Below are 25,723 nucleotides of genomic sequence, written 5' to 3' on the forward strand. Positions count from 1 at the left end.
CCCGGGCCGCCACCCTGCAACGGGTACGTCGGGCTCACCTTCGACGACGGCCCGTCCAACGACAAGACCCCGGCCATCCTCAACGCCCTGCGCCAGAACGGCCTGCGGGCGACCATGTTCAACGAGGGCCAGTTCGCCGCCTCCGCCCCGGCCCAGGTCCGGGCGCAGGTCAGCGCGGGCATGTGGGTCGGCAACCACAGCTACACCCACCCGCACCTGATCCAGCAGAGCCAGGCCCAGATCGACTCGGAGATCTCCCGGACCCAGCAGGCGATCGCCAACGCCGGCGGCGGCACCCCGCGGCTGTTCCGCCCGCCGTACGGCGAGACGAACGGCACCCTGCAGTCCGTCGAGCAGAAGTACGGCCTGCGCGAGATCATCTGGGACGTCGACTCCCAGGACTGGAACGGCGCGAGCGTGGACGCGATCGTCGCGGCCAACGCCCGGCTCACCAACGGCCAGATCATCCTCATGCACGAGTGGCCGGCCAACACCCTGGCCGCGATCCCGCGCATCGCCCAGGGCCTGGCGAGCCGCAACCTCTGCGCCGGCATGATCTCCCCGTCCACCGGCCGGGCGGTCGCACCCGACGGCGGCGGCACCCCTCCCGGCGGCGGTGGAGGAACCACACCACCACCCCAGGGCGGCTCGTGTACCGCGACGCTCTCGGCCGGCCAGCGCTGGTCCGACCGGTACAACCTCAACGTCACCGTCTCCGGCTCGAACGCGTGGACCGTGACGATGAACGTGCCGAGCCCGGCGAAGATCAGCGCGACGTGGAACGTGAACGCGACCTGGACCAGCTCGCAGGTCATGGTCGGCAAACCGAACGGCAGCGGCAACACGTTCGGCGTCACCATCATGGCCAACGGCAACTGGAACTGGCCGTCCGTCTCCTGCAGCGCGTGACACCATCGACCGGCGGCTTGCAGCGCGGTGCAATCGCGCTGCAAGCCGGCGGTCCTAGCGTGCGCGCATGCGGTCGAAGCTGGTTGCGTGGTACGGCATCGCGCTCGCGATCGCCATCGGGATCTACGGCGGCGGGCTGATCGGCTCGGCGCGGGCCGACGGCTGGGCGGCCGCGTTCGGCGCGATCGGCGCGGTGGGCTGGTTCCGCTCCGCCCGGGGCCGCGCCCGGCCGGCGCTCGCGGGATTCGTCGTCGCCGCCGCGATCCAGGCCGGACTCGGCTCGGGCATCCTGATCCGGTACCTCTGGCAGCACCCCGGCAGCGTTCCGGCCTGGCTGGCGCTCGTGGCGCCGCTGGCGGTCCTGACGATCCCGTTGCGGGCGGGCGGGGTTGAGGGCGGGCACCTGCGGTACCGACGCAGCCTTGGTCTTTGGGTCTTTGCTCTTGCCATCGGCTGGGGACTGCTCGCGCCCGGGCCGCTCGGCGTCGGCATTGCGTTTGTGCTCGGGTTCGCCGCGGCGTTCGCCGTGTGCAGCGTCGCCTTCGAGTCGAATCTGGCCGGGTGGCTGGCCTTTCCCGCCGCACTGGTGCTCGCGTTCACCGGGCCGCTCGGCGCGCAGCCGCTGTGGCTGAGCGTTTTCGGCGAAAGCGAGCAGTGCCGGGTGCTCGACTACGACACGAACCTGCGCAGTTCGCGCGGGAGGTCGTCGACGAACTACGAGTACACGCTCACGTGCGGCCGTTTGGCGACCGGCCGGCACCATGCGGTCGGCTCGATGGTGACGGTCGTGTTCGATCGCACCGGCGTCGTGCGCCCGTCGTTCGCCGCGGACCGCCCGACCGGCGGCGCGGCGCTCTGGCTGTGGATCGGCGTGCTGGTGCCGGTCGCGGCCCTGGGAGCGTTCGCGCTGGGCCGCGCCAAAGTGCACCCGGATCGCCACATATAGCGACGACACGACATACATCAAGTAACGAACTAAGCCGAACGGCCGATCCTGCAACGGTTCCCGGCGATGTCAACATTCATGGCGACAGATGTTCGTTCACGGGGGCTCTGCAGACAGGAGCGCACCGTGCTGGTGGATCGCGTCGTCGTGCCGTTCGAGGGCCGCGGGGCCGGAACCGGGCCGCTGGCCTGGGGACAGCAGCAGGTCTGGGAGGCGATGCTCGACATCGGGTCCTCGCTGCCGATGGGCGGCGTGGTCGCGGTCGAGGACGGGCGCACGGTGGACGATTTCGTGCGCGAGTTGCGGTTCCACATGTCGCGGTACCCGTCGATGCGCACCCTGCTGCGCTTCGGCGACGACGGCGCGGTCACCCAGGAGGTGTTCGGATCCGGCGAGGCGGTGCTCGAGATCCACGAGGCCGCGGACGGTGCGGATCCGGGCGCGGTGGCCGAGGCGCTCGCGGCGCAGTGGCGGGAGCGCAAGTTCGAGTACGACACCGAGTGGCCGCTGCGCATGGGCGTGGTCCGGCGCGGCGGAACGGTCACGCACGTCGTCGCGCTCATGTGCCACATCGCGGCCGACCTCGGCGGCGTCGAGGTGATGATGCGCGACCTGGCTGCGGCCGACCCCGCGCCCTACACGGCGCTCTCGCCGGTGGAACTCGCGCAGGCGCAGCGGGAACCGGCGATGCTGCGGCACACGGCGGCGGCGATGCGGTACTGGGAGAACCAGCTGCGCAGCGTCCCCGTCAGCCTGCTCGGCGACGCCGTCGACCGGGGCGATCCCACGTTCTGCCGCATCTACTGGGAGTCCCGCGCCCTGTACCTCGCGTCGGCCCGGGTCTGCGCGCGCGTCGGGGCCGACCCGGCGTGGGTGCTGCTCGCGGCGATCGCGACCGGGCTGGACAAGGCGGTGCCGGGGCGCGGCCCGTTCGTGGCGCTGGGGATCATCGGCAACCGGTTCCGCCCCGCGCTGCGCGAGGTGGTCAGCCCGCTCACCCAGGACGGCCTGTGCGTGCTCGACGTCGCCGGCACCACGCCCGACGAGGCGATCGCGCGGGCGCGGACGGCGTCGATGAGCGCGTCGAAGTACGCCTACTACGACCCGGCGGCGCGCGAGGAGCTGTTCGAGCGGCTGGCCCGGGACCGGGGGGCGCGGCCGGATCTGCGGGTGCTGTACAACGACCGCCGCTTCGGCCCACCGCCCGCCCCTTCTGACGAGGATCCGCGGGAGGCCCTGCCCCTGACCACCCGGACGGTGGAGCCGGCGACGTTCCTCGGCCCCAAGCTCATGTTCCACGTCGAGGAGGTGCCGGACGTGGTGCGGATGATCGTCGAGGTGGACACGCGGTACCTGTCCCTGCCCGCCGCGCAGCGCCTGCTGGACGAGGCGGAGGCCTTCGGCGTGGCCGCTGCGTAGCTTCTTGGTGGCGTGGCCCTCGTACGCTCGGTGACACGTCGCGGGGGAGGCGGCCATGCAGATCACCGAGGTGAGCGTGCTGGGCGTGCGGTCGGCGGTGGTGGTGCTGCGCCACCGCCGCACGCCGCTGCGGTTCGTGCTCGTGCCCACCATCCACATGGGACGGCCGGAGTACTACCGGCGCATCGCCGCCAGGATCGGCGCCTCGCAGGTCATCGTGGCCGAGACGTACGACGGGCCCAGCTCGACCGGGCTCGCGTACGTCACGGCCATGCGCCTGACCCGCCAGCGCTGCGCGGCCGGCCTGGTGCACCAGAACATCGACTACGCGGCCCTGGGCGTGCCGACCGTGTGGCCGGACGGCAACCTCGTCCGCGGCGGCCGACGCGACCGGCTGCCCATCGTCGGCTGGCTCGACGTGCTGCTGCTCACCCCGGCCCTGACGGTGAGCATGGCCGTCGGCGGCCGGGACACCGTGCTGGGATGGCGCTACGAGGTCAACGACGACGACGAGCCGCGGCTGCGCTTCCTCAACCGGACGCTGCTGATCGAGCGGGACAAGTCGCTCGCGGCGGCGCTGACCAAGCTGCACACCGAGCGCGCGTCCGAGGACATCGAGGTCGCGGTCGTGTACGGCGCCGCGCACATGCCGGCCGTCGTGCGCACCCTCGCCGGGCGGCTGGGCTACCGCCCGTTGCGCGGCGGCGACTGGCTGACCGCGATCCCGTTCTAATGCTCCGGCAGCGCCGCGTCCGCCGTCGAGGCGTGCCGCGGGATGAACACCGCGAGCACTGCCGCCCCGACCGCGGCGCCGGCGCAGATGGCGAACAGGATGCGGTACCCGCCGAGCGACGGCAGTTCATGCCCGGCGAGGGAAATCGTCTGCGCGGCCAGGATCGCCCCGCCGATCGCGCTGGCCAGAGAGCTGCCGACGCTGCGGAACAGCGCGTTGAGCCCGTTCGCGGCGGCCAGCTCGGAGCGCGGCGCGGCGTGGATGATGAGGCCGGGCATGGCCGCGTACGCGATGCCGGTCCCCGCCCCGGAGATGGTGGCCCCGAGCACGACCTGCCACAGCGAGTCGACGAGCACCATCCGGGTGGCGAACCCGGCCGCGATGATGAGCGACCCGACGATGAGCGCCGTGCGCGGCCGCAACCGGGCGGACAGCGGCGAGAGCAGCAGCATCGCGATACCGCCGGGCAGCATGCAGAGTCCCCCGGCGAGCACGGACTGCCCGAACCCGTACCCGGTGGCGGCCGGCGCCTGCACGTACGACGCGGTCCCGATGAGCGTGGCGAACAACGCGAACCCGACGCACAGCGACGCGATGTTCGTGAGCAGCAGCGAGGGCCGCGCGGTCGTGCGCACATCGACCAGAGGCGAGCGCAACCGCAGCTCGACGAGCACGAAAACGAGCAGCAGTACGGCCGCCGCCCCGAGCAGTCCGAGCGTCCACGGGCTGGTCCACCCCCACGAGGCGCCCTGGGCGAGCGGCAGCAGCAGCGCCAGCATGGCCGCCCCGAGCAGCGCGGTCCCGATCAGGTCCATGCGCCCCTTGGCCACGCGCGCCGGTTCCCGCACGAGCAGCACGATCCCGGGCACCGTGAGCAGCCCGCCGCCGACGCAGACCCAGAACAGCACGTGATAGTCGGCGTACTGCGCGATCAGCCCGGCCAGCGGCAACCCGAGCGCCCCGCCGACGCCGAGCATGGCACTGATGAGCGCGATCCCGGCCGGGGCATGCCCCCGGGGCAGCGACACCCCGATGAGACTGATGCTGAGCGGCACGGCGGCCACGGCCAGCCCGACCACGGACCGTCCCACGATCATGGTCGTCAGGTCGTTCGCCAGCGCGCAGATGAGCGATCCGACCACCAGCGCCCCGATGGTCACGAGCAGCATGCGGCGCGTCCCGAACAGGTCCCCGAGCCGCCCGAACGCGGGGACCGCGACCGCCCCGACGAGCAGCGTCGAGGTGAGCAGCCAGGCGACCCCGTCCTGCCCGGCGTTCAGGTCCACGGCCAGCTCGGACAGCACCGGCACCAGCAGCGACTGGGTGAGCGACACCATGAGCGCGGCGGTACCGATGACCAGCACGACGACCAGCTGCCGCCCACTCCAGCCGGCGCGCTCCGGCTCCGTTCCCGGTGCGGCGGACGTCTGCGCGGCGGGCTTGGTGTGGGTCACCGCCAGAGCCTGCCACGAGACGCCCGCCGCGCGGATCGCCGTGCGGCACACCTCACACGCGCGGGCGGTACTCCTCGTAGCCGACGCCGTCGCTGGTGACGCGCATGGAGTCGCCGGCGGTGACGGTGTAGCGGCCGTCGGGCCCGGCCACGGCCTGCGGCGGCAGGTCGACCGGGGCGATCGAGTCCGCGCGCTCGGCCGACCAGAGCACCCCGCCGTCGGTGGTGAACTGCCGCGAGGTCATCCGCGATCCGGCGTACTCCCAGTTCACGGTCAGCACCGCGCGGCGGCCGTCCACGGACTCCCGGGTCACGCTCATCGGCGCCCCGCCCGGCTCCGCTCCGAACGGCCGGGTGACCACCCAGTGCGCACCCCGGTCCTGGCTGACGGCAACTGCCGCCGCCCCGTCGCGGGACCCGAGCAGCCACCACCCGGCCGCGGCCGGCATCCGCACCAGCGCCCGCGCGGCGAACCGCTCGGGCGGCGACGCGAGCGGCCGGGCCGTGCGGGCCGCCGGATCGATCACCGTCGGCATGCACGTCTCCCCGCTCGGCGCGACCGGCCCCTCCAGCGCGAGGAAGTCCGCGCACTGCAGCCACCCGCCGTCCGGTACGGCCGCCACGGGAGCCGGGTCGGCGGTCACCTTCTGCCAGGTCCGCCCGCCGTCGACGCTGATCATGGTGATGTTGACCCCGATCGTCACGGACAGCGTCTCCGGCCCGCGCACCACCAGCGCCGTCCCGACCGACGACGCGCGCACGGTCCAGCTGTCCCCGCCGTCGTCGGACCCGAGCAGCTCGGCGGGGCAGTTCGCGCAGGACTGCACCATCGCGTACAGGTGGTCGGCATCCCCGGTGCTCGCCCAGTGCACGGTGCCGTCCGCCGGCGGCGCGGCGGGCTCAGGCGCGGGCGCCGGGCCGGGCCGTAGCACGGCCACCCCGCCCACCACGGCGAGGACCGCGGCGGCGGAGGCCAGCCCCGCGCGGACCGCCCGCCGCCGGCGCCGCCGCCGCATCCGCCGCTCGATCTCGGCCAGGCCGGGCTGCTCGACCGAGTCCATGAGCTCGTTCGTGAGATCGGTGAAAGACATGTTCGAGGCCTCCTCAGCTGTGGGCGGGATCGGGTTGCAGAACACCGGCGAGCCGGGCGCGGCCGCGGGTCAGACGGGCCTTGATCGTGCCGACCGGGGTGCCCAGCTCCTCGGCGACCTGCTCGACGGTCAGGTCGAACAGGTGGTGCAGCACGATCGCCTCCCGGGTCGGGCGGGGCAGGCTCTGCAGGGCGCGCATGAGGTCGACGCGATCGCCGGTCAGCGCCGGGGCCGGTCCGGGCTCCTTGGGCACGCGGCCCAGCCGCACGAGCCGGTCGAACACCTGCCGCCGCCGCCACCGCTGCCGGGCCGCGTTCAGCGCGACCACCCGCAGCCAGGCCTGCGGATCCTCCAGCGCCGCGAAGCGGGCGGGCCGGTCCATGGCCGCCGCGTACGCCTCCTGCACGGCGTCCTGGGCCCCCGCGAAGTCACCGGTCGCGGCGTACACGGCGGCCACCAGGCGCCGGTAGTGCGCCCGGTACGCCTCGGCCACCGCGGCCCGGGCCTCCTCCTGCGACACTCGCTCCCCTCCCCCGCTCGTCGTCGGTTGTCGACTGACTGAGATGCGCAACCCGCCCCGCACGGTTGCACACCCCGACGCCGAAATATCCGGACCCGCGTGCGCAGGTGTGGCCGAGCGGCGCGTGACTCAGGTCCGGGAAGCGTCGTTGAAGATCGCGTGTCCACGAAGCGCCGCCGCCTGATCGCCATCGTCGTGCTCCTGCTTGCCGTGGCCGGGGCGGGGCCCGCGGCGGCCGGGGTCGGGCAGCGCGGGGTGGTGAGCGAGAAGCCCGCCGCGTGGACGCCCAACGTGCTCGACGGGACGGTCAACGCGATGGCCGTCGTCGGGTCCACCGTTGTCGTCGGCGGGGACTTCACGAAGGTGGCGGACTCGTCGGGCAGCATCAAGTACAAGCGGCGGTATGTCTTCGCCTTTGAGCTCGGAACCGGGCGGGTGCTCGACGCCGCGCCCGACCTGGACGGGCCCGTGGAGGCCCTCGCCGCGGCGCCCGACGGGCATGGGGTCTTCGTCGCCGGCCGGTTTGCGCGGGTGAACGGGCAGGCGCGCACCGGGTTGGTCGAGGTCGACGCCGCCAGCGGCACGACCGTGGCCGGGTTCGGCGCCACGGCCGGAAAGGGACAGATACGTTCGCTCGCGGCGAACGGGGCGTGGCTGTACCTCGGCGGGACCTTCACCAAGATCGGCGGGCTCAACCGGGTCGGGCTCGCGCGGGTCGACGCGTTCACCGGAGCGGCCGACGCCGCGCTCGATCTGAAGCTGGCGCGCCGGGACCGGGGGCTCGTCAAGGTCGAGCGGGTCGCGGTCAGCGGGGACGGGACCAAGCTCGCCGCGGTCGGGGCGTTCGACTCGGCGCAGGGGCAGCGCCGCACCCAGGTCGTCGTGGCCGACCTCGCGCCGGCGCCGCGGCTGGCCGGGTGGTCGAGCGACGCGTACGCGGGGCGGTGCAACACGCTGTACGACAGCTATCTGCGCGGCGTCGACCTCGCGCCCGACGGGACCTGGCTCGCCGTGACCGCGACCGGTGGGATGTCCGGGCCGACCCGGATGTGCGACAGCGTGGCGCGGTTCGAGACCGCGGGGAGCGGCGACCACAAGCCGGTTTGGGTGAACCGTACCGGCGGGAACACGCTCTGGACGGTGGCCATCACCGGGGCGGCGGTCTACGTCGGCGGGCACATGCAGTGGATGGACAACCCGAAGGGGCACAAGAGCAAGGGGCCGGGCGCCGTGGAGCGGCCGGGGATCGCCGCGCTGGACCCGGCCACCGGCGCCGCGCTGGCGTGGAATCCCACGCACAGCCGCGGCGTCGGGGTCGGCGTCCTGGTGCCGTGTGCGGCCGGGCTACTGGTCGGCTCGGACACGGACCGCCTCGGCGGGGAGTATCACGGCAGGATCGGGCTGCTCCCGCCGGCCGGCTGATAGATGTCGGGCTCGACGAAGATGAGCGTGGCGATCGGCACGGCCGCCCGGATGCGGGCCTCGGCGCTGTTGGTCGCCTCCGAGATGGCCTCGGCCACGGTGCCCTCGGCGACCGTCACCTTCACCGCCACCAGCAACTCGTCGGGGCCGAGGTGCATGGTGCGCAGGTGCACGACCCGGTCGAACAGCGGCTCGGCGAGCAGCGACTCGCGGATGCGCGCGATGTTCGCCTTCGACGCCGACTCGCCGACGAGCAGGCTCTTGGTCTCCAGGGCGAGGATCCAGGCGATCGCCACCAGCAGCAGGCCGATGATGAGCGTGCCGATGCCGTCGAAGATCGCGTTGTCGGTGAGCACCGACAGGCCGACGCCGAGCAGGGCCACGACGAGGCCGGTGACCGCGCCGGCGTCCTCGAGCAGGATGGTCGGCAGCTCCGGGGCCTTGGCGTGGCGGATGAACTGCCACCAGGTGCGGTTGCCGCGGGTCTCGTTGGCCGAGCGCGCCGCGGTGAGCAGCGCGTAGCCCTCCAGGCCGATCGCGATGACCAGGATGACCACGGCGACGATCGGGTTCTCGAGGTCCTCCGGGTGCAGGATCTTGTGGTACCCCTCGTACAGCGCGAACAGGCCGCCCAGGCTGAACAGCACGATCGAGACGATGAACGCGTAGATGTACCGCTCACGGGCATAGCCGAACGGGTGCTGCTCGTCCGCGGCCCGCCTGGCCCGGCGCCCGCCGACGAGGAGCAGGGCCTGGTTCGTGGTGTCCGCGAGGGAGTGCACGGCCTCGGCGAGCATCGACGACGAGCCGGTGATGGCCGCGCCGACGCCCTTGCTGACCGCGATGCCCAGGTTGGCCGCGAGCGCCGTCACGACCGCGCGGGTACTGCCGCCCTCAGCCGCCATGGAAGACCTCCTCGAGGAAGGCCTCGAACGCGCGCCAGCTGCGCCGGTCCGCGGCCGCGTGGTACGGGCCCTCGGGGAGGGTGTAGCCGTGCTCGGCCCCCGCGTAAGTGTTGACCTGCCAGTCGAGGTCGGGGCGGGTGCGCAGCTCGGCCTGGAACGCGGCGATCGACTCGTCGGGCACGACCGGGTCGGCGCCGCCGGTGAGGACCAGGACCGGGCCGTTGATCAGGCCGACCTCGGCCGGGTCGTGGGTGACCAGGCGGCCGTGGAAGGACACGGTGCCCGCGAGCGGGGCGCCGGTGCGGGCGAACTCGAGGGAGGCCGAGCCGCCGAAGCAGTACCCGGTGACGACGATCCGGCTCGCGTCGACCTCGGGGTTGGCCGCGAGCACGTCGTAGGCGGCGCGGACCCGGGCGCGCATGAGGGCCAGGTCGCCGTAGTACTTGCCGGCCTCGGCGGCCGCGCCCTCGTGGTCGTCGAAGCGCCGTCCGGTGCCGTAGATGTCGGCGCAGAACGCGAAGTAGCCGAGCTTGGCGAGCATCTGGGCGCGCGCCTTCGGGTACTCCCGCAGGCCCGTCCAGTCGTGCACGATCAGCACGGCGGGCTTGGGTCCGGCCACCGCGGCGTCGTGCACCGAGTAGCCCTCCATCGGGGCGCCGTCGTGCTCGTAGGTCACCACGGTCTCGTCGAGCCGGGCACCGTCGGGGCCGGCGACGGAGTCGACCAGCTGCCGGTGTGCCGCGGAGAAGTCGGTCATGATCCGCACTTTACGGCCCGGCGGTTCACCCGCCGCCAGGTGGCTCGTGCCGTGTGGTGTATTTCGTAGGCCCTATGGCGACAAGGCAACGACATGGCTACAAGAGCGACGGCGAGGCCGCCGCCCACCCGGTCCACCTGGTCACGTCGATCGCCACCAGGCCGCCGCGCAGTGAGAAGGCCGGGTACCGCTGCCGCAGCCGATCCACCGCCATCAGCCCCTCCGGCGCGTCCGGCCGCACGTCCCGCGCGCTGCCGTCGGCGCGGACCCACCACAGCTGCGACCAGTCGTCGTCGTAGTGGTCGACCAGCACCGCCGCCCGCGGGTTGGCGGCCAGGTTGGCCAGCCGCCGCAGCGCCGTGTGCCGCTTGGGCTTGGCGTCCACCCCGTGGTAGATCGTGTCCGCGTCCAGCGCGAACACGATCGGCACCACGTGCGGCCGCCCGTCCGGCGTGGCCGTGGCCAGATGGGCGACCCGGGCCTCGGCGAACCGCCGCCGCGACTCCGTTTCGTCCAGACTCGTCACGAGGCCTCACCGGCGAAGACGGCGATCGCGTGCTCCCACTCGTCCAGCCCCCGCTCCACGGTCGCCCGCGGCCCGGACGGCATCCACCGGTTGGCCCGCACGACGCCGGCGTTGTGCAGCCGCTCCAGCACGGCCGGATCGGCCGGCGCGGACAGCACGTGCACGTCGACCTTCCGCTCGGCCTTCGCCCGCAGCTCCTCGATCCGGTCGAACACGCTCTCGTCGTAGTTGGGGAACCAGGCGTCGCCGAACGCGAGCACCCGGTCGAGCACGGTCGGCCCGGTGCCCCCGACCAGGATCGGCGGGTGCGGGCGCTGCGCCGGCTTGGGCCACGACCAGATGCGGTCGAAGTTCACGTACTTCCCGTGGTACGAAGCCTCCTCCTCGGCCCAGATCGCCTTCATCGCCTCGACCCGCTCGCGCAGGACGCTCATGCGCACCCGCGGGTCGGTGCCGTGGTTGCGCATCTCCTCCCGGTTCCACCCGGCGCCGACCCCGAACTCGAACCGCCCGCCGGAGAGCTGGTCGAGCGAGGCCACCTCCTTCGCGGTGATGATCGGGTCGCGCTGGATGAGCAGGCAGATCCCGCTGCCGACGCGCAGCCGGCCGGTCGCCGCCGCGGCCGCCGTGAGCGCGACGAAGAGGTCGTACGTGTGCCAGTACCGCTGCGGCAGCTCACCCCCCTCGTAGGGGGTCTCCCGCGCGGCCGGGATGTGGGTGTGCTCGGCGAAGAACAGCGCGCTGTGCCCGCGCTCCTCGACCAGGCGGGCGACCGGCCCGGGGGCCATGGCGTTGTGCGTCGGGAAATAGCCGACTCCGAAGTCCATACCCCATTGCTACCCCAGCGCGCGGATGCGTGTGATCGCCCGGGCGAAGTAGGGGTGCGCGACGGGGCGGGTGAGGAAGTCGGCCAGGGAGTACAGGTCCAGGGCCCGGCTCAGCTCGCGCCAGTTCGGCGGCAGCTCACCGCCGCCCGCGGCGAACCCGGCCACGAACGCCTCCGCGAAGCCGTCCGGGCGCGGATCGCGCAGCATGTTGCCGACGTCGAAGAGCGGGCTGCTGCTGTACGCGAACTCCCAGTCGAGCACCGCCGCCACCGTCCCGCCGGGGCCGGCGATCAGGTTCTTCGGGTTGTAGTCGGCGTGCACGAGCTGCCGGGCGCCGGCCAGCACGCGCAGGTCGCCGGTGGCGTCCGCGGCATAGCGCAGCAGGCGGGCCCGCTCGGCCGCGCTCAGGTGACCGTCGGCGTTGCCCTCGCGCAGGCAGCGGTCGACCCACGCGTCGAGACCGGCGGTTGGCTCGGACTCATCCGGTACAAGCGCGGCCTGGAAAAAACCGGGCCCGGGGAACGTGACGGAGCCGATCCGGGCGAGCGTCTCCCCGACGGCGAACGGTTCCAGCGCGATCGGGACGCCCGGGACGAACCGGGACAGCAGCACGCCCGCATCCGGGTCGGCCGCGACCACCTCCGGCACGGGGACGATCCCGGCCAGGCGGGCGGCGAGGGCGGCCTCCTTGGCGCAGGCGTTGGTGCCCCGATAGCGGCGCAGGACGTACCGGTGGCCGCGCTCGGTCCGCAGCAGCTCGTTGAGGTTGCTGTAGCCGCCGGTCAGCTCCCGCCGCTCGACGATCCGTTCGCGGGGCAGCACGCTTCGCAGCCAGGCATCGAGATCACCCACGCGTCCACGCTACGGCCTGTGGCAGGATGACGCCCGTGGCAGAGGCCGTCGACCGGCACGAGCGGCGCCGCCGCCTGGAGCTCGCGGGCGTGTGGGCGGCGCTGCGCGAGGCCGGGATCGAGCCCGCGTTCGGGTCGCTGACCCCGACGTACGACTTCTACGGCAAGGTGCCCAGCGAGCTCACCGGCCTGGTCGTCGACGAGCCGCACGGCACCGGCCGGATGCAGGTCACCGTGGTCGCCGCGCGCCGCCTGGTGCCGCCGGGCGAGGGCGGGCTGTCCGCCGACGGGCACACCTGGACCCGCGACGTCGACATCGAGCACGACCTGACCGCCGCCGACGGCGAACTGCTGTTCGAGGTGACGCTGCTGGAGGGGGCCACCGACTCGTCGGGCGCGGTGTGGGCGCCGCGCCGGCTCGCGCGGGACGAGCAGGCCGTCGTCGACGCGGTGCGGTTGTGGCACGGGTACCGCGACATGCTCCGCGTCACCCCGCCGAAGCCGGCCCCGCAGCGCCGACGCTCCCTGCGCATCCGGGTCGCCGCCGCGCGCCGGGCGGCCGCTTCCTCGCCGCGCGTGCGCCGGCTCAGCATCGGGGCCGACCTGCCGCCGGAGCAGCGTTCCGCGATCGCGCGCGACCTCGGCGCGCTCGACGACGCCCGGCTCGCGTTCAACTTCCCCCGGGACCGCAACGGCCGCTACCTCAAGAGCGCCGTCGTCGCGCTGGCCGGCTACGGGCCCGGGCTGAGCCGGCGCGGCCCCTGGCTGGCGGTGCGGTCGCTCGACGACGAGCTGGTGGTCGGCCTGGAGGGGCTCATCGGCGCCAACCAGGACCACCGCTGGGACCGCCTGCCCTGGCTCTGGACAAGCCAAGAGCCTTCGCTTGTACCGTGGAATCTCCCCGACGCCGCCAGTGCCCGCCCGGTGCTGGACCTGCTCGACCGGTTCGCGATCGGCGAGGCCCTCGCGCGGTGCGGGGTCGAGCTGGACGAGGAGCTGACCGCGCTGCTGGCCGGCTACCCCATCTCCTACGGCCTGGCCCAGCACGCCGAGACGTGGGTGAAGCGGCTGTACGACCAGCTGCAGCTCTGTGCGCCGTGGCGGCTCGCGGCGGCGTACGACGTGCACCAGGACGAGCGCCGCGCGGCGAAGCGGCCCGGCGGGGAGCCGGTCGCGCTGTTCGGGCTGAAGGGCATGAACCAGCAGTCCAAGCCGATGGTGGGCCTCGACACGCACGACGGCGCCCCGCGGCTGAGCATGATCTGGACCGCGAGCAACGTCCGGCTCACCCACGAGCTGTGGCAGTGCCCCGCGGACCTGGAGGCCGAGCTCTTCTAGGCCTCGGCCAGGTCCCGCATGGCGCTCGTGGCGGTGTGGGTGCGCAGCCACTGCTCGATGTCCCCGCCCGGCATGGGGCGGGCGTAGTGGTAGCCCTGCGCGATGTCGCAGCCCAGGCGCAGCAGGGCCGCGGCGTGGGCGGTGCCCTCGACGCCCTCGGCGACGACGGTCATGCCCAGGTTGTGGCCCAGCTCGATCGCGCCGCGGACCAGGATGGCGTCGTCCTGGTCGATGTGCATGTGCTGGACGAAGGTGCGGTCGACCTTGAGCTCGTCGACCGGGAGCTGCTTGAGGTACGCCATCGAGGAGTAGCCGGTGCCGTAGTCGTCGATCGACAGGTGGATGCCGAGGTCGTGCAGCTCCGTGAGGGTCGCGGTGGCCTGGGCCGGGTTGGCCATCACGGCCGACTCGGTGACCTCCAGGCGCAGCAGGCGCGCCGGGACCGCCAGCTCGTCCAGCAGGCCCGTCACGTGCCGGACCAGCTCGGCGTCGAGCAGACAGCGGGGCGAGAGGTTGACCGCGACGGGAATGGCCAGGCCGGCCGCCTGCCAGTCGCGGACCTGCGTGAGGGCGAGCCTCAGGACGTACAACGTGAGGCGGTTGATGAGGCCCGTCGTCTCGGCGACCGGGATGAACTCCGCCGGTGGGATCGCGCCGCGGGTCGGGTGCTTCCAGCGCACCAGGGCCTCGACGCCGCTGAGGCCGTTGTCGTCGAGCCGGACCTTCGGCTGGTAGTGCAGGGTCAGCTGGTCCGTCGCCTCGAGGGCGCGGCGCAGGTCGCCCAGCAACAGCAGGCGGCTGCTGTCGTCGGTGTGCATGCTCGGGCGGTACACCGCGACGCCGTTCTTGGCCTCCTTGGCCACGTACATGGCGATGTCGGCGCAGCGCAGCAGGGCGTCGGCCGAGTGCCCGTCCCCGGGCGCGCCGGCCACCCCGATGCTCGCCTCGACGTCGACCGTCACGTCGCCGAGGATGAAGCTGCGGTGCAGGTCCTGCTGCAGGCGCGCGGCCAGGTCGGCCGCCTCGTCGGTGCGGGTTCCCGGCAGCAGCACCGCGAACTCGTCGCCGGACAGCCGCGCGACGAGATCGCCGGGGCTGCCTTCGCCGCCGGGGCGCAGCGCGCCGGTGCAGCGGGCGGCGACCTGGCGCAGCAGCTCGTCGCCGTACTGGTGGCCGAGGGTGTCGTTGACCTCCTTGAAGCGGTCGAGGTCGAGCATGAGCACGGACACCGCCGCGTCGGGGTCGGCCAGCGCCGCCTCCGCGCGCTTGGCGAACAGGATGCGGTTGGGCAGGCCGGTGAGCGCGTCGTGCAGCGCCTGCCGCTCGTTCTCGGCCGCCTGGCGCAGCAGCCGGCGCTGGTAGCCGGCGGCGACGAGCGCGAAGCCGGTGATGAGCACCAGGCCGACCGCGAAGCCGAGGGTCGTGGTGGTGAACACGATCGACTCGGTGTGGCGCAGTTCGGCCACGGCGTCGGCGGCCTCGGTCGCGTGGGCGGTGTTCGCGGTGCGCACGATGGTGGTGAGCTGATCGAACACCGGGTCGGTGAAGTCGGCGTCGATGCGCGCGACGAGCGCCGCGTCCGCCCCGTCGACCGCGGCGAACAGGCTGTTCATGGCGGCCAGGTACTCGTCGTGCAGCGCCCGGACCCGCTGCGCGAGCGCGCGGTCGCCGGCGTCGCCGCGCGCGGACACGTCGTCGAGCGCCGTGCGCAGGGTCCCGGCGGCCTCGGCGTGGTCGGCGCGCACATCGGGGCCCGGGTCGAGGCGGTAGTGCTGCTCGGCCAGCTGCTCGGCGGCGACGGCGTCGTGCGCGTGCTCGTACGCGGCGGCCAGCGCGGTGGCCCGGGTCACGGTGTCGGCGGCGCGGCGGGTGCGCATGACGCCGACGGTGCTGAGCGCGGCGAGCGCGAGGACGACGACGGTGAGGCCGGCCGCGGTTGCCCGCCGTACCCGGTGCGCGCCCATGCGCGGTCCTCCCCGTCTCGCAGTTGTTCGAGCCGGTACGGATATCGGCAGCTCCGACGCCGACCTGACGTTCGGTCAGGCGCAGTCTTCGGCGGCCGCCTTCAGGGTTACGTTCACCACAGTGCCCGAGTCGGGGCCGGTGCTGCTGGCCACCGCGATGGTGCCGCCGTGCGCGTCGACGATCGCCTTGACGATGGTCAGGCCCACGCCGGAGCCCTGGGTGGACAGTTCGTCCGCGGTGCTGGAGCGGTGGAAGCGGTCGAACACGAACGGCAGGTCCGCCGCCGGGATGCCGACGCCGGTGTCGGTCACGGTCAGCGTCGGCAGCGGCTCCGCGGTCACGCCGACCGTGACCGTGCCGCCCGCCGGGGTGAACTTGAGCGCGTTGAACAGCAGCCGGCTGAGCGCCTGCCCGAGCCGGTGCGCATCCGCGCAGACCGGAGCGGCCGTCTCCAGCCGTTCGACGATCGCGATCTGCTGGAACGCGGCCAGCGGGCGGCTCTCCGCGCTCGTGGCCCGGGCCACCTCGGCCAGGTCGACGGTGCGCAGGTCGAGGGCGAGCCCGTCGCGCTGCTGCAGGCTGCTCACCAGCAACAGGTCCTCCACCAGCCGCAGCAGCCGGTCGGCGTTGCGCTGCATGACGCACAGGAACTGCCGCGCCGTGTCCGGGGACATGTCGTCGCCGTCGAGCAGGAGTTCGAGGTAGCCGCGAATGGACGACAGCGGCGTGCGCAGTTCGTGCCCGACGCTGGCCAGGAACGAGTCCTTCATCCGCTCGAGCTCGCGCAACCGGTCGGCCGCGGTGGTCACGTCGCGCGCGTATCTGCGCAGTTCGAGGTGCGCGGCCGCGTGCCGGGCCAGCGACAGCAGCGCCCGCCGCTGCTGCTCGGACAGGTGGCGCGGCTCGCGGTCGAGCACGCACACGGTCCCGATCGGCAGCCCGGGCCCGTCGGCGGCGCCGTCCCGGTCCTGCAGCACGAGCGGCGCACCCGCGTAGAACCGCACACCCTCGCCGGTAACGAGCGGATTGTCCGCGTACTGCGGATCGGCCACCGTGTCGCCGATCTCGAAGATGCCGGCGTGCTCGATCGCGCGCGCACAGAACGAGAGCTCGCGCGGGGTCTGCGGGGAGCCGTCCCAGCCGGCGCCGGCCTTCGCCCACTGCCGGTCGCCGTCGACCAGGCTGACCATGCCGACGGGGGTGCCGCAGATGTCGGACGCGAGCAGCGCGATGTCGTCGAAGTCCGCCTCGGGCGGCGTGTCGAGCACCGCGGTCGCGTACAGCGCGGCGAGTCGTGCGGCCTCCCGCTCGGCTTCCATCACCTACCCTCCATCACTGCTGATCTTCCCACGGACATTTCTGACATGTCCGAAATATCGCTCGATCGTTGATCCTCAGGAACTGGCTTTGAGGGAGGCGGCGGGATGTACAGACTGCGGGCGGCACTGATCGGCGCCGGGCTCGGCGTGCTCGCGGCCCTGCCGGTCCCCGCCCCGGCCGGCGCCGCCGAGGTGGTGACGTCGGTCGGCACGGTGCCCGGCGCCCACGACATCGCCGTGAACAGCCACGGGACCGTGTTCGTGACCGACCCGCAGCGCCGCCGCATCATGACGATCGGCGCGGACGGCCGGCCGGCGCTGTTCGCCGACCAGATCGCCGGGCCGTCCGGGCTGGCCGTCGACGCGCAGGACAACCTCTACGTGGGCACGAGCGCGGGCCGGGTGCTCCGGTTCGCCCCGGACGGCACCCGGGCCGTGGCCGCCGTCGGCAAGGCCGCGGTCCTGGCCGTGACCGTCGACGACGAGGGCACCGTCTCCTGGGCCGACGCCGCCGCCGTGTGGCGGGTCGCGAACGGCAAGCCCGTCCGGTACGCCCAGGTCGCGCACCCCACCGCGCTCGTCGCCGACCACAACGGCAACCTGTTCGTCGCCACCGGCGCGCAGATCCTCGAACTGACGCCGATCGGCACCCGGCTGACGGTGGCTTCCAGCGGGGCGCGGGCGCTGGCGGTGGACGCCTCGGACACGCTGTACGCGGGCGACGGCTGCACGGTGCGCCGCTTCCCCGCGGGCGACGCTCCCGAGCCGGCGCCGACGCCGGGGCCGTGCACCGGGTCGCTGGTGGCGGCGGCGCCGGGCGTGCTGTACGCCGCCGATGCGCGGACCGGGGCGATCACGCGGATCGCCCCGGCCGTACCGGCGCTCGTGTCGCCCGCGCCGAGCGCCCCGGCCGTTGCGGCGGTAGCGCCCGCCAAGGGGGACGATCCGCGGCCGGCGCTCGTCATCTTCGCCGCGGTTGCCCTGGCCGCGGCGGTGGGCGGATCGCTCGCCCACCGCCGGCGGCTGTCCCGCTAGGCTAGGGCAGCACCCAGTTCTGGTTGGTCTGCCCGTTGCACGCCCAGATCTGGATCTGGGCGCCGTCGGCGCTGCTCTGCCCGGTCACGTCCAGACACCTGCCGGTCTCCGGGTTGACGAGCGTCTGCCCGGCCCGCGACCACTGCTGATGGCCGTTGCCGACGCAGTCCCACAGCTGGACCTTGGTGCCGTTGGCGTTGGTGCCGCCGGCCACGTCCAGGCACTTGCCGAGCGCGCGCAGCGTGCCGTCCGAACCGACCGTCCAGTTCTGCGCGTTCGTGCCGTTGCAGGTGTACAGCTGGATCTTCGTCCCGTTCGCCGTGCCCGACGCGGCGACGTCGAGGCACTTGCCGGCCAGCCCCTTGACCGGCCCGGTTCCGCCCGGGGTGGTGGTGCCGCCGCCGAAGTGGATGTCGCCCCGGTGCAGTACGCGCGGGTCGTAGTACGTCCGCTTGATCGCGTCGTTGGTGTTCCACGCCGGATCGGTCAGCCAGCTGATCCAGACGCTGAAGAACGTCCACCGCGGCTGCGCGGAGATGGTCTCCGGCGTCGGCACGGTGCCCACCTCGGACAGCCCGATCGGCTTGCCGGCGGCGATCCCGAGCATCGCGTTGTACCAGGCCTGCGTCGGCTGCTTGTTCACCCACGCGTCGAGGGTGGCCACGTCCACATAGGACGCTCCCGGCCAGTAGTCGGCCACGTGGCTCTCCCCGCCGGCGACGTCCTTGAGGTTCCAGACCCACACCAGGTTCGACAGCCCTTTGACGCCGGCGAGATAGTCGTGGGTGATCTGGTACAGCTTGCGGCTCCCGTTCGCCCCGGGCCGCCCGCCCCACCAGGACCAGCCCTCGTTCATCTCGTGCTGCGGCCGGAACAGCACCGGGATCCCGTTGTTCTTCAGGTCCTGCAGGTACGGCACCGCCTCGTCGAGCCGCCGCTTGAACGCCGTGTTGAGCGAGCTGCCGTCGGTCACGAGCTCGCTCCACTGCGCGTCGGTGAGCTTCGACTCGATGGCCCCGGTCCCGTAGTCCCAGTGACAGGACTGCCCCACGGTCGGCGGGCACATGTGCCAGACGAGCGCCGGGATGCTCCCGGCCGCCCAGACGGACTTGGCCTGCGCGATGACGGTCGGCCGGGCGTTGATGTCGTTCTGCTCGAACGCGAAGTCCCCGGCCCACTCCCCCGGATACACGCCGGTGATGTCGTGCACCTTCTGCTGCCACGTGTTGGGCGCGGAGCTGGGCCCGTCCTGCTGCCCCGAGATGATCGACCGGCCGGTGATGCTCTGCAGATAGTTCACGACGTCGGCGGCGGTGGCGGTCCCGCCGGCGGTCGGCGGCGCGGCGCTGGCGGGCGCGGCGGCCGTGATGGCGCCGGTAAGCGCGGCGAGCAGGATCGCCGACGCGGCAAAAGCCTTGCGCACGGATACTCCTTCCTCAGTTCGCCGACGCTCTTACTGAACGTCAGCTGAACCGAGTAAGGCAGCTAAAGACAGTTAAGTCAACCGATGTCTGCGGCGGCCGCCGGGGGGCCGCGCTGCGGACTCAGCCCGGCTGCCGCGGCCGCCGGGGGCTTGGCCCGCGCTGCGGACTCAGCCCGGCTGCCGCGGCCGCCGGGGGCTTGGCCCGCGCTGCGGACTCAGCCCGGCGAGAGGGCCAGCGCGGCTGCACCGAACAGCCCGGCATCCCGGCCGAGGACGGCCGGTTCAACGCACAGCCGCTTCAGAAACGCCATGCCACGGCGGCCCTCGAGCGCGCCGCGCAGCGGCGCGAACAGCACGTCCCCGGCCGCCGCCACACCCCCGCCGATGACCACCCGGTCCACGTCGCACAGCGCGGCCGTGGTGAGCAGCCCGGTCGCGAGCGCCTCGGCACCTCGCTCGAAGGCGCACACGGCGACGGCGTCCCCGGCCCGGGCGTCATCGGCGAGTCTCCGGGCATCGGCTCCGGACCAGCCCTGCCCGCGCGCCCAGCGCACCATGGCCGGCCCGCTGGAGAACGTCTCCACGCAGCCGACCGCGCCGCACGGACACGGCTCCCCGCGCGGGTCGACGGTGATGTGCCCGATGTGGCCGGCGTTCCCGGTCGACCCGAGGTGCGGCCGCCCGTCGAGCACGAGCCCGCCGCCGATCCCGGTCGACACGACGACGCCGAGCAACGCCCCCGGCCGGTCTCCCCGCCACCACTCGCCGAGCGCCATGCACTGCGCGTCCCCGGCGAGCAGCACGGGCACCGCCGGCAACCACCCGGCCACGGTGTCCACGATCGGAAAGTCGCGCCAGGCCGGGATGTTCACCGGACTGACGGTGCCGCGCGCCCGGTCGAGCGGCCCGGCCGACCCGATCGCCACGGCGGCGACCTCCGCGGGTTCGGCCATGGTCACAACCCGCCGCAGCACCTCGACCGGTTCGGCCCCGGCGATCGGTTCCTCGGTGCGCGCATGGACAGTCCCGTCCGCGTCGATGACCGCCGCCGCGAACTTCGTGCCCCCGACGTCCACGGCGAGCACCCGCGTCGCGGCCGGTGCGCGTTCGCGCGGGGTCGTCATGGCCGTTGCTCGTTCACGCAGCGCAGCACCGGAAACGCCACGAGCGCGTCCGGATCGAGCGCGGTGTCCGAGTGCACGGTGAACACGGCCGACTCGCCCGGCAGCAGGGTGACGAGCTGGTCGTCCACGGTGGCCGACGGGTGCAGGCGGTCGGGGAACAGGGCCAGGTCGCGCAGGACCGTGCGCGCGGTGATGCGCACCTCGTGGCCGCCGGCGACATCGCTCACCTGTGCGTCGAACGCAGCCGGCGGGAAGGGCACCTGCGGGTCCTCGGCGAAGAAGCGCACCTCCCGCACGTCGTCGAAGGTCGCTTCGAGCACCTGCGCGGGCGAACCGTCCATCCCCGACGGAACCTGCACAACCGATCGCGGTTCCACCGTCACGGCCGTCGACGTCGTGGACACCACGTCGCCGGACAGGTCGCGCAGGGTCAGCGTCAGGGTCGAGGTCCACGGCGCGGCGGTGTCGTTGACGAGCGCCACGCCGTGCTCGTGGAAGGTGAGCAGGCGGGGGGCGTAGGCGCGGCGCAGGGCGTACCAGAGCGGCTTGCGCCGGCGGCCCCCGTCCACCGCCGCCCAGGAGGTCACCGGCCAGCAGTCGTTGAGCTGCCAGACGATCGTGCCCATGCAGTAGGGCATGAGCGCGCGGAACCGCCGGATGCCGAACGCCATCGCGCGGGCCTGGTTGAGCTGGGTCCAGTAGTGCCAGTCGTCGAACGTGGACGGTTGCGGCAGGTGCGCGCCGAGTCCGCTGAGGAGCTTCGCGTTGCCGTCGGTGGCCTTCTGGTGGTGGCGCACGCCGGGCGAGTCCGGGGTGAGCGGCTCGTCGCTGACCGCCGCGCGCAAGGTCGCATACGTTGGCGGGCCCTGGAACCCGAACTCGGCCACGAACCGCGGCGTGTAATCGGCGTAGTGGGTCCAGTCCTTCGAGCCCCAGACCGTCCAGATGTGCACCGTCCCGGTGGACGGATCGTGCACGTCGCGGTCGGGGGCGCCCGAGTACGGGGAGCCGGGCCAGTACGCGCGGGCCGGGTCGAGCTCCGCCACCAGCCGCGGCAGCAGGTCGAAGTAGAAGCCGGCGCCCCAGCTGCGCCCGTCGAGCTCGCCGGGCCAGCCCCAGTGCTGGTGGCCCTCGATGTTCTCGTTGTTGCCGCACCACAGCGCGAGGCTCGGGTGCCCCATGAGCCGGGCGATGTTGTCCCGCGCCTCGGCCTCGACCTCGGCGGTGAACGGCTCCTCCTCCGGGTACGCCGCGCACGCGAACGGGAAGTCCTGCCACACGAGCAGTCCGAGTTCGTCGGCGAGGTCGTAGAACGCGTCGGACTCGTACACCCCGCCGCCCCAGACGCGCAGCAGGTTCGCGCCCGTATCGACCGCCTGCCCGAACCGCTCGGCCAGCTCGGCCGCTCCGGTGCGCGCCGGGAACGTGTCGTCCGGGATCCAGTTGAACCCGCGCACGAACACCGGTTCGCCGTTCACCACCAGCCGGAACGCGTCAGGTTCGAGCTCGACGGTGCGCAGCCCGACCCGGCTCGTGTGCACATCCTCGGCCGCGGTGACCGTCAGCGGGTACAGGTGCTGCTCGCCATGCCCGCGCGGCCACCACAGCCGCGCATCGGGCACGTCCACCCGCAGCGTCGTCTCGGACTGCCCGGCCGCGATCTTGCCCTCGGCGCGCACATCGCCGATCGCCACGCTCACCATGACGGCCGCGGCCGGTTCGCCGTCCTCGCCGGCCCCGGCCGAACCGCTCACCGGCGGCAGTTCGCTCGACCGCGTGCGCGAATGGACAGTTCCGGCGTGCTCGACGACGACCGTGACGTCGGCGCCGTCGCGGCGGACGCTCGGGCGCACCTCGGCGATCCGCGTGCCCGACCAGGAGTGCAGCCCGATCGGCCGCCAGATGCCGGCGGTGACCAGCGTCGGGCCCCAGTCCCAGCCGAAGTTGCACGCCATCTTGCGGATGAACGCGTACGGCTCGTCGTACGGGCCCGGCCGCGCGCCGAGCAGGGCCGCCTGGGTCTCCGCGTACTCGTAGGGCGCGGTGAAGTCGATGACCAGCTCGTTCGCGCCCTCGCGCAGGTGCGGCGTCACGTCGAAGCGATGGCGACGGTGCATGTTGCGCGTCTCGCCCACCCGGTGGCCGTTCAGCGTGATCGCGGCGATCGTGTCGAGGCCGTCGCAGACCAGGTCGATGCGGTCGAAGCCCTCGGGCCGCCACTCGAAGCCGGTCTGGTACCGCCAGTGCGTCCGGCCGATCCACGCGAGCCCGTGCTCGTTGTCGTCGAAGTACGGGTCGTCGATCAACCCGGCGGCGAGCAGGTCGGTGTGCACGCAGCCCGGGACGGTGGCCGCGACGTCCTGCAGGTTGACGTCCCCGGTGGTCGAGACGGTCCAGCCTTCGTGCAGCGAGCGGTACATCGGCGACCCCTGTTATCGTCCTAGTGAACCGAGTAAGCGCGCTCAACGTAGCCAGGCCCCTTCCGGCTGTCAATGCCAACCCGAACCGTGCCAGCAGGCGCGGCGGGCTGGGGTAGCGACAAGACCAGCCGTTGGGGCTAGCATCGCCTGAACCGAGAAAGAGCCCGGGAAGCGCCGAGGGAGCAGAGGTGAAGCGACCGACCATCGCCGACATCGCCCGCGAGGCCGGCGTGTCGAAGGGCGCGGTGTCGTACGCGCTGAACGGCCGCCCGGGCGTCTCCCCCGCCACCAGGGAACGCATCCTCGAGGTGGCCGGCCGGCTGAACTTCCACGCCGACAGCAACGCCCGCGCGCTCGCCGGGGCGCAGGCGCGGGTGGTCGGGCTGACGCTGCAACGCCCGCCGAGCACGCTCGGGGTCGAGCCGTTCTTCATGGAGCTGATCAGCGGCCTCGAACTGGAGCTCTCCCGCCAGTCGTACGCGCTGCTGCTGCAGATGGCCGCCGGCCGCGACGAGGAGCTGGCCTTCTACCGCCGCTGGCACAGCGAGGCCCGCGTCGACGGCGTCCTGGTCTGCGACGTGCGCACCGGCGACCCCCGCGTCGCCGCGCTCGAGGAGCTCGGGCTGCCCGCGATCGTCATCGGGCCGCCGGACGCCAGCGGCTCGCTGCCCAGCGTCTGGTCCGACGACGCGCAGTCGATGGTCGAGGCGGTGGAGTACCTGGCCGCGCTCGGCCACCGCCGCATCGCCCGGGTCGGCGGCATCGCGGAGTTCGCGCACACCGCGATCCGCACCGCCGCGTTCACCGAGGTCTGCACCCGCCTGGGCCTGCGCGAGACGGTCACGGTCGCGGCCGACTACACCGGCGAGTCGGGCGCGCGGGCCACGCGGCGGCTGCTCATCGGCCCCGACCGCCCGACGGCGATCATCTACGACAACGACATCATGGCCGTCGCCGGCCTGACGGTCGCCCACGAGCTCGGCATACCGGTCCCGTCCCAGCTGTCGATCATCGCCTGGGACGACTCGCCCGTCTGCCGGCTGCTCCACCCGCCCCTGACCGCCCTGACCAGGGACATCGGCGCCTACGGCGTGCGCGCCGCCCACCTGCTGCTCGCCGCCATCGCCGGTACGCCGGTCGCCAGCACCCACGGAGAACCCGCCCACCTCAGCCCCCGAGGCAGCACCGCCCGCCTGAACCCGCCCGCCTGAATTCCATACCCGAACGCCCGTTGGCCAAGCGAGGCCGGCGGGCCCACAGGCATGTCCAAATAAGGGTATTTGTCCGAATATAACGGTTCGGTCAAGGGTCTTTACCAGCACATCGAAGCGGTGCCATTCTGCGTCCGCTTCACTAAAACGCTTTAGGCCCGAATGGAGCACACCCCATGTACAGACGAGCGTTCACCCCCATGCTCGCTGCCATACTCGCCGCCACCGCCCTCACGGCGGCCGCGTGCGGCGGCTCGAGCAAGTCCGGAACGTCGGACGAGGCGCTGTCCCCCGCCGACGCCGCCTCGGTCTCCGGCGACATCACCGTGCTGACCAACCGCACCGACCTGGTCACCGACGGCACGATGCAGAAGTACGCCGACCAGTTCAAGCAGCTCTATCCGAAGGTGAACGTCAAGTTCGAGGGCGTCACCGACTACGAGGGCGAAGTCAAGATCCGGATGAACACCGAGAACTACGGTGACGTCCTGCTGATCCCGAACACGGTGTCGACCGAGGACTACCCGAAGTACTTCGCGAGCCTGGGCAGCGCGACCGACGTCGCCGCCAAGTACAGCTTCACGGACAAGGCGAAGGTGGCCGACAAGGTCTACGGCGTGGCCGGGTTCGCCTACGTCAACGGGTTCGTCTACAACAAGGACGTCTGGAACCAGGCCGGCGTCACCAAGTGGCCGACCACGCCCGAGGAGTTCGTGGCCGACCTGCAGCAGATCAAGAGCAAGACCAGCGCGACGCCGTACTACACCAACTACCACGACGGCTGGCCGCTGAGCTCATGGTCCAGCGTGATCGGCTCGGTCAGCTGCGACCCGAAGGCCAACGACAAGCTGCCCACCACCGACCCCTGGGCCGCCGGCAGCGACTTCAACACCGGCGACACGCTGCTCTACGACATCGTGAAGAACAAGCTCTCCGAGGCCGACCCGACCACCACGAACTGGGAGGACTCGAAGGGCGCGATCGCCACCGGCAAGATCGCGACGATGTGGCTCGGCTCGTGGGCGATCGTGCAGATGCAGGACGCGGCCAAGAAGGCGGGCAAGGACCCCAACTCCATCGGGTACATGCCGTTCCCCAAGCAGGTCGGCGGCAAGTTCTGCTCGGTCGTGGCGCCGGACTACCAGTACGCGATCAACAGCCACTCGAAGAACAAGGCGGCCGCCCGCGCCTGGTTCGACTGGTTCATCGACAAGTCCGACGCGGCCGCGGTCAACCAGGCCGTCTCCGCCGTGAAGGGCGCCCCGCTGCCGCCCGCGCTCAAGCCGTTCACCGAGGCCGGCGTGCAGTTCATCGAGCTCTCCCAGGCCGAGTCGGCCAAGCTCACGAAGATCGACAACGCCTCCGAGGTCGGGATCAGCAAGCCCGACTACCGGCAGAAGATCGTCGACACCGCCCGCGGCGCCGCCCCCGGCGACCTCAAGGGCATCTTCGCCGACCTGACCAAGCGCTGGATGGAAGCGGCCAAGACCGTCGGCTGATCCGGAGGCGGGCCGGTGGCACGCCGGCCC

22 protein-coding genes are annotated in these 25,723 nt (G+C 72.7%); 9 read left to right on the forward strand and 13 right to left on the reverse strand.

The features are described 5' to 3' along the window. Positions 1-75: 75 nt before the first annotated feature. The 4 genes from ACQPZ4_RS31890 to ACQPZ4_RS31905 all read left to right on the forward strand — a co-directional run bounded on the left by ACQPZ4_RS31890 (position 76) and on the right by ACQPZ4_RS31905 (position 4,007). Positions 76-909 (forward strand): polysaccharide deacetylase family protein, encoded by an 834-nt coding sequence (locus ACQPZ4_RS31890; RefSeq protein ID WP_433066737.1) that lies wholly within the window; start codon positions 76-78, stop codon positions 907-909. A gap of 67 nt (positions 910-976) precedes the next feature. After that, positions 977-1,855 (forward strand): hypothetical protein, encoded by an 879-nt coding sequence (locus ACQPZ4_RS31895; RefSeq protein ID WP_433043659.1) that lies wholly within the window; start codon positions 977-979, stop codon positions 1,853-1,855. Between the two features lie 126 nt (positions 1,856-1,981). Next, positions 1,982-3,274, forward strand: coding sequence for a hypothetical protein (locus ACQPZ4_RS31900; protein ID WP_433043662.1), 1,293 nt, complete (start codon positions 1,982-1,984; stop codon positions 3,272-3,274). A gap of 55 nt (positions 3,275-3,329) precedes the next feature. Next, positions 3,330-4,007: a hypothetical protein gene (locus ACQPZ4_RS31905; protein WP_433043664.1), complete on the forward strand. Its 678-nt coding sequence runs from the start codon at positions 3,330-3,332 to the stop codon at positions 4,005-4,007. On the opposite strand, the gene ACQPZ4_RS31910 is transcribed toward ACQPZ4_RS31905, so the two are convergent. Genes ACQPZ4_RS31910 through ACQPZ4_RS31920 form a run of 3 tightly spaced genes read right to left on the reverse strand, consistent with a single transcriptional unit; the run spans position 4,004 to position 7,071 of the window. Then, the gene (locus ACQPZ4_RS31910; protein ID WP_433043667.1) at positions 4,004-5,461 is read right to left on the reverse strand and encodes an MFS transporter; all 1,458 of its coding nucleotides are present in this window, start codon (positions 5,459-5,461) and stop codon (positions 4,004-4,006) included. The two genes, ACQPZ4_RS31905 and ACQPZ4_RS31910, sit on opposite strands and share 4 nt — an antisense overlap. A 52-nt stretch (positions 5,462-5,513) precedes the next feature. Next, positions 5,514-6,551, reverse strand: a complete 1,038-nt coding sequence (locus ACQPZ4_RS31915) for a hypothetical protein (protein WP_433043670.1) — start codon at positions 6,549-6,551, stop codon at positions 5,514-5,516. A 13-nt stretch (positions 6,552-6,564) separates the two neighbouring features. Continuing rightward, on the reverse strand, positions 6,565-7,071 hold the full coding sequence (locus ACQPZ4_RS31920) for a sigma-70 family RNA polymerase sigma factor (protein WP_433043672.1): 507 nt from the start codon (positions 7,069-7,071) through the stop codon (positions 6,565-6,567). Between the two features lie 159 nt (positions 7,072-7,230). On the opposite strand from ACQPZ4_RS31920, the gene ACQPZ4_RS31925 reads away from it, so the two are divergent. After that, on the forward strand, positions 7,231-8,493 hold the full coding sequence (locus ACQPZ4_RS31925; protein WP_433043675.1) for a PKD domain containing protein: 1,263 nt from the start codon (positions 7,231-7,233) through the stop codon (positions 8,491-8,493). Here ACQPZ4_RS31925 and ACQPZ4_RS31930 read toward each other — a convergent pair. The 5 genes from ACQPZ4_RS31930 to ACQPZ4_RS31950 all read right to left on the reverse strand — a co-directional run bounded on the left by ACQPZ4_RS31930 (position 8,457) and on the right by ACQPZ4_RS31950 (position 12,360). Beyond that, positions 8,457-9,398 (reverse strand): cation diffusion facilitator family transporter, encoded by a 942-nt coding sequence (locus ACQPZ4_RS31930; protein ID WP_433043677.1) that lies wholly within the window; start codon positions 9,396-9,398, stop codon positions 8,457-8,459. The genes ACQPZ4_RS31925 and ACQPZ4_RS31930 overlap by 37 nt on opposite strands. Beyond that, positions 9,388-10,155, reverse strand: a complete 768-nt coding sequence (locus ACQPZ4_RS31935; protein ID WP_433043679.1) for a dienelactone hydrolase family protein — start codon at positions 10,153-10,155, stop codon at positions 9,388-9,390. Before ACQPZ4_RS31935 ends, ACQPZ4_RS31930 begins: the two co-directional genes overlap by 11 nt. Before the next feature lie 97 nt (positions 10,156-10,252). Further along, positions 10,253-10,681, reverse strand: a complete 429-nt coding sequence (locus ACQPZ4_RS31940; RefSeq protein ID WP_433043681.1) for a TIGR03668 family PPOX class F420-dependent oxidoreductase — start codon at positions 10,679-10,681, stop codon at positions 10,253-10,255. After that, positions 10,678-11,508 carry an LLM class F420-dependent oxidoreductase gene (locus ACQPZ4_RS31945; RefSeq protein ID WP_433043684.1) on the reverse strand — a complete coding sequence of 277 codons (831 nt, stop codon included), beginning with the start codon at positions 11,506-11,508 and terminating at the stop codon, positions 10,678-10,680. Before ACQPZ4_RS31945 ends, ACQPZ4_RS31940 begins: the two co-directional genes overlap by 4 nt. A gap of 9 nt (positions 11,509-11,517) precedes the next feature. Next, complete coding sequence (locus tag ACQPZ4_RS31950; RefSeq protein WP_433043687.1) at positions 11,518-12,360, reverse strand: phosphotransferase; 843 nt, start codon at positions 12,358-12,360, stop codon at positions 11,518-11,520. 35 nt (positions 12,361-12,395) lie between these two features. On the opposite strand from ACQPZ4_RS31950, the gene ACQPZ4_RS31955 reads away from it, so the two are divergent. Beyond that, positions 12,396-13,697 (forward strand): hypothetical protein, encoded by a 1,302-nt coding sequence (locus ACQPZ4_RS31955; RefSeq protein ID WP_433043690.1) that lies wholly within the window; start codon positions 12,396-12,398, stop codon positions 13,695-13,697. Here the strand turns inward: ACQPZ4_RS31955 and ACQPZ4_RS31960 are convergent. Both ACQPZ4_RS31960 and ACQPZ4_RS31965 read right to left on the reverse strand, forming a co-directional pair. Next, positions 13,694-15,661 carry a putative bifunctional diguanylate cyclase/phosphodiesterase gene (locus tag ACQPZ4_RS31960; RefSeq protein WP_433043693.1) on the reverse strand — a complete coding sequence of 656 codons (1,968 nt, stop codon included), beginning with the start codon at positions 15,659-15,661 and terminating at the stop codon, positions 13,694-13,696. The two genes, ACQPZ4_RS31955 and ACQPZ4_RS31960, sit on opposite strands and share 4 nt — an antisense overlap. A 75-nt stretch (positions 15,662-15,736) precedes the next feature. Next, on the reverse strand, positions 15,737-16,981 hold the full coding sequence (locus tag ACQPZ4_RS31965; protein ID WP_433066739.1) for a GAF domain-containing sensor histidine kinase: 1,245 nt from the start codon (positions 16,979-16,981) through the stop codon (positions 15,737-15,739). A 105-nt stretch (positions 16,982-17,086) separates the two neighbouring features. Between ACQPZ4_RS31965 and ACQPZ4_RS31970 the strand changes: the two genes are divergently transcribed. Then, the gene (locus tag ACQPZ4_RS31970; protein WP_433043696.1) at positions 17,087-18,016 is read left to right on the forward strand and encodes a hypothetical protein; all 930 of its coding nucleotides are present in this window, start codon (positions 17,087-17,089) and stop codon (positions 18,014-18,016) included. Between the two features lies 1 nt (position 18,017). Here ACQPZ4_RS31970 and ACQPZ4_RS31975 read toward each other — a convergent pair whose 3' ends face one another. The 3 genes from ACQPZ4_RS31975 to ACQPZ4_RS31985 all read right to left on the reverse strand — a co-directional run bounded on the left by ACQPZ4_RS31975 (position 18,018) and on the right by ACQPZ4_RS31985 (position 22,983). After that, positions 18,018-19,439: a glycosyl hydrolase gene (locus ACQPZ4_RS31975; protein WP_433043699.1), complete on the reverse strand. Its 1,422-nt coding sequence runs from the start codon at positions 19,437-19,439 to the stop codon at positions 18,018-18,020. A 215-nt stretch (positions 19,440-19,654) separates the two neighbouring features. Beyond that, the gene (locus ACQPZ4_RS31980; protein WP_433043702.1) at positions 19,655-20,563 is read right to left on the reverse strand and encodes an ROK family protein; all 909 of its coding nucleotides are present in this window, start codon (positions 20,561-20,563) and stop codon (positions 19,655-19,657) included. Continuing rightward, positions 20,560-22,983, reverse strand: a complete 2,424-nt coding sequence (locus tag ACQPZ4_RS31985; protein WP_433043705.1) for a glycosyl hydrolase 2 galactose-binding domain-containing protein — start codon at positions 22,981-22,983, stop codon at positions 20,560-20,562. The genes ACQPZ4_RS31980 and ACQPZ4_RS31985 overlap by 4 nt, the downstream gene beginning before the upstream one ends. A gap of 188 nt (positions 22,984-23,171) precedes the next feature. Between ACQPZ4_RS31985 and ACQPZ4_RS31990 the strand changes: the two genes are divergently transcribed. Both ACQPZ4_RS31990 and ACQPZ4_RS31995 read left to right on the forward strand, forming a co-directional pair. Further along, positions 23,172-24,194 (forward strand): LacI family DNA-binding transcriptional regulator, encoded by a 1,023-nt coding sequence (locus tag ACQPZ4_RS31990; RefSeq protein WP_433043708.1) that lies wholly within the window; start codon positions 23,172-23,174, stop codon positions 24,192-24,194. A 200-nt stretch (positions 24,195-24,394) separates the two neighbouring features. Then, positions 24,395-25,693: an ABC transporter substrate-binding protein gene (locus ACQPZ4_RS31995; protein ID WP_433043711.1), complete on the forward strand. Its 1,299-nt coding sequence runs from the start codon at positions 24,395-24,397 to the stop codon at positions 25,691-25,693. Positions 25,694-25,723 lie beyond the last annotated feature (30 nt).

Origin of the sequence: Dactylosporangium sp. CS-033363, assembly GCF_050942475.1 — a bacterium.
Lineage (GTDB): Bacteria > Actinomycetota > Actinomycetes > Mycobacteriales > Micromonosporaceae > Dactylosporangium.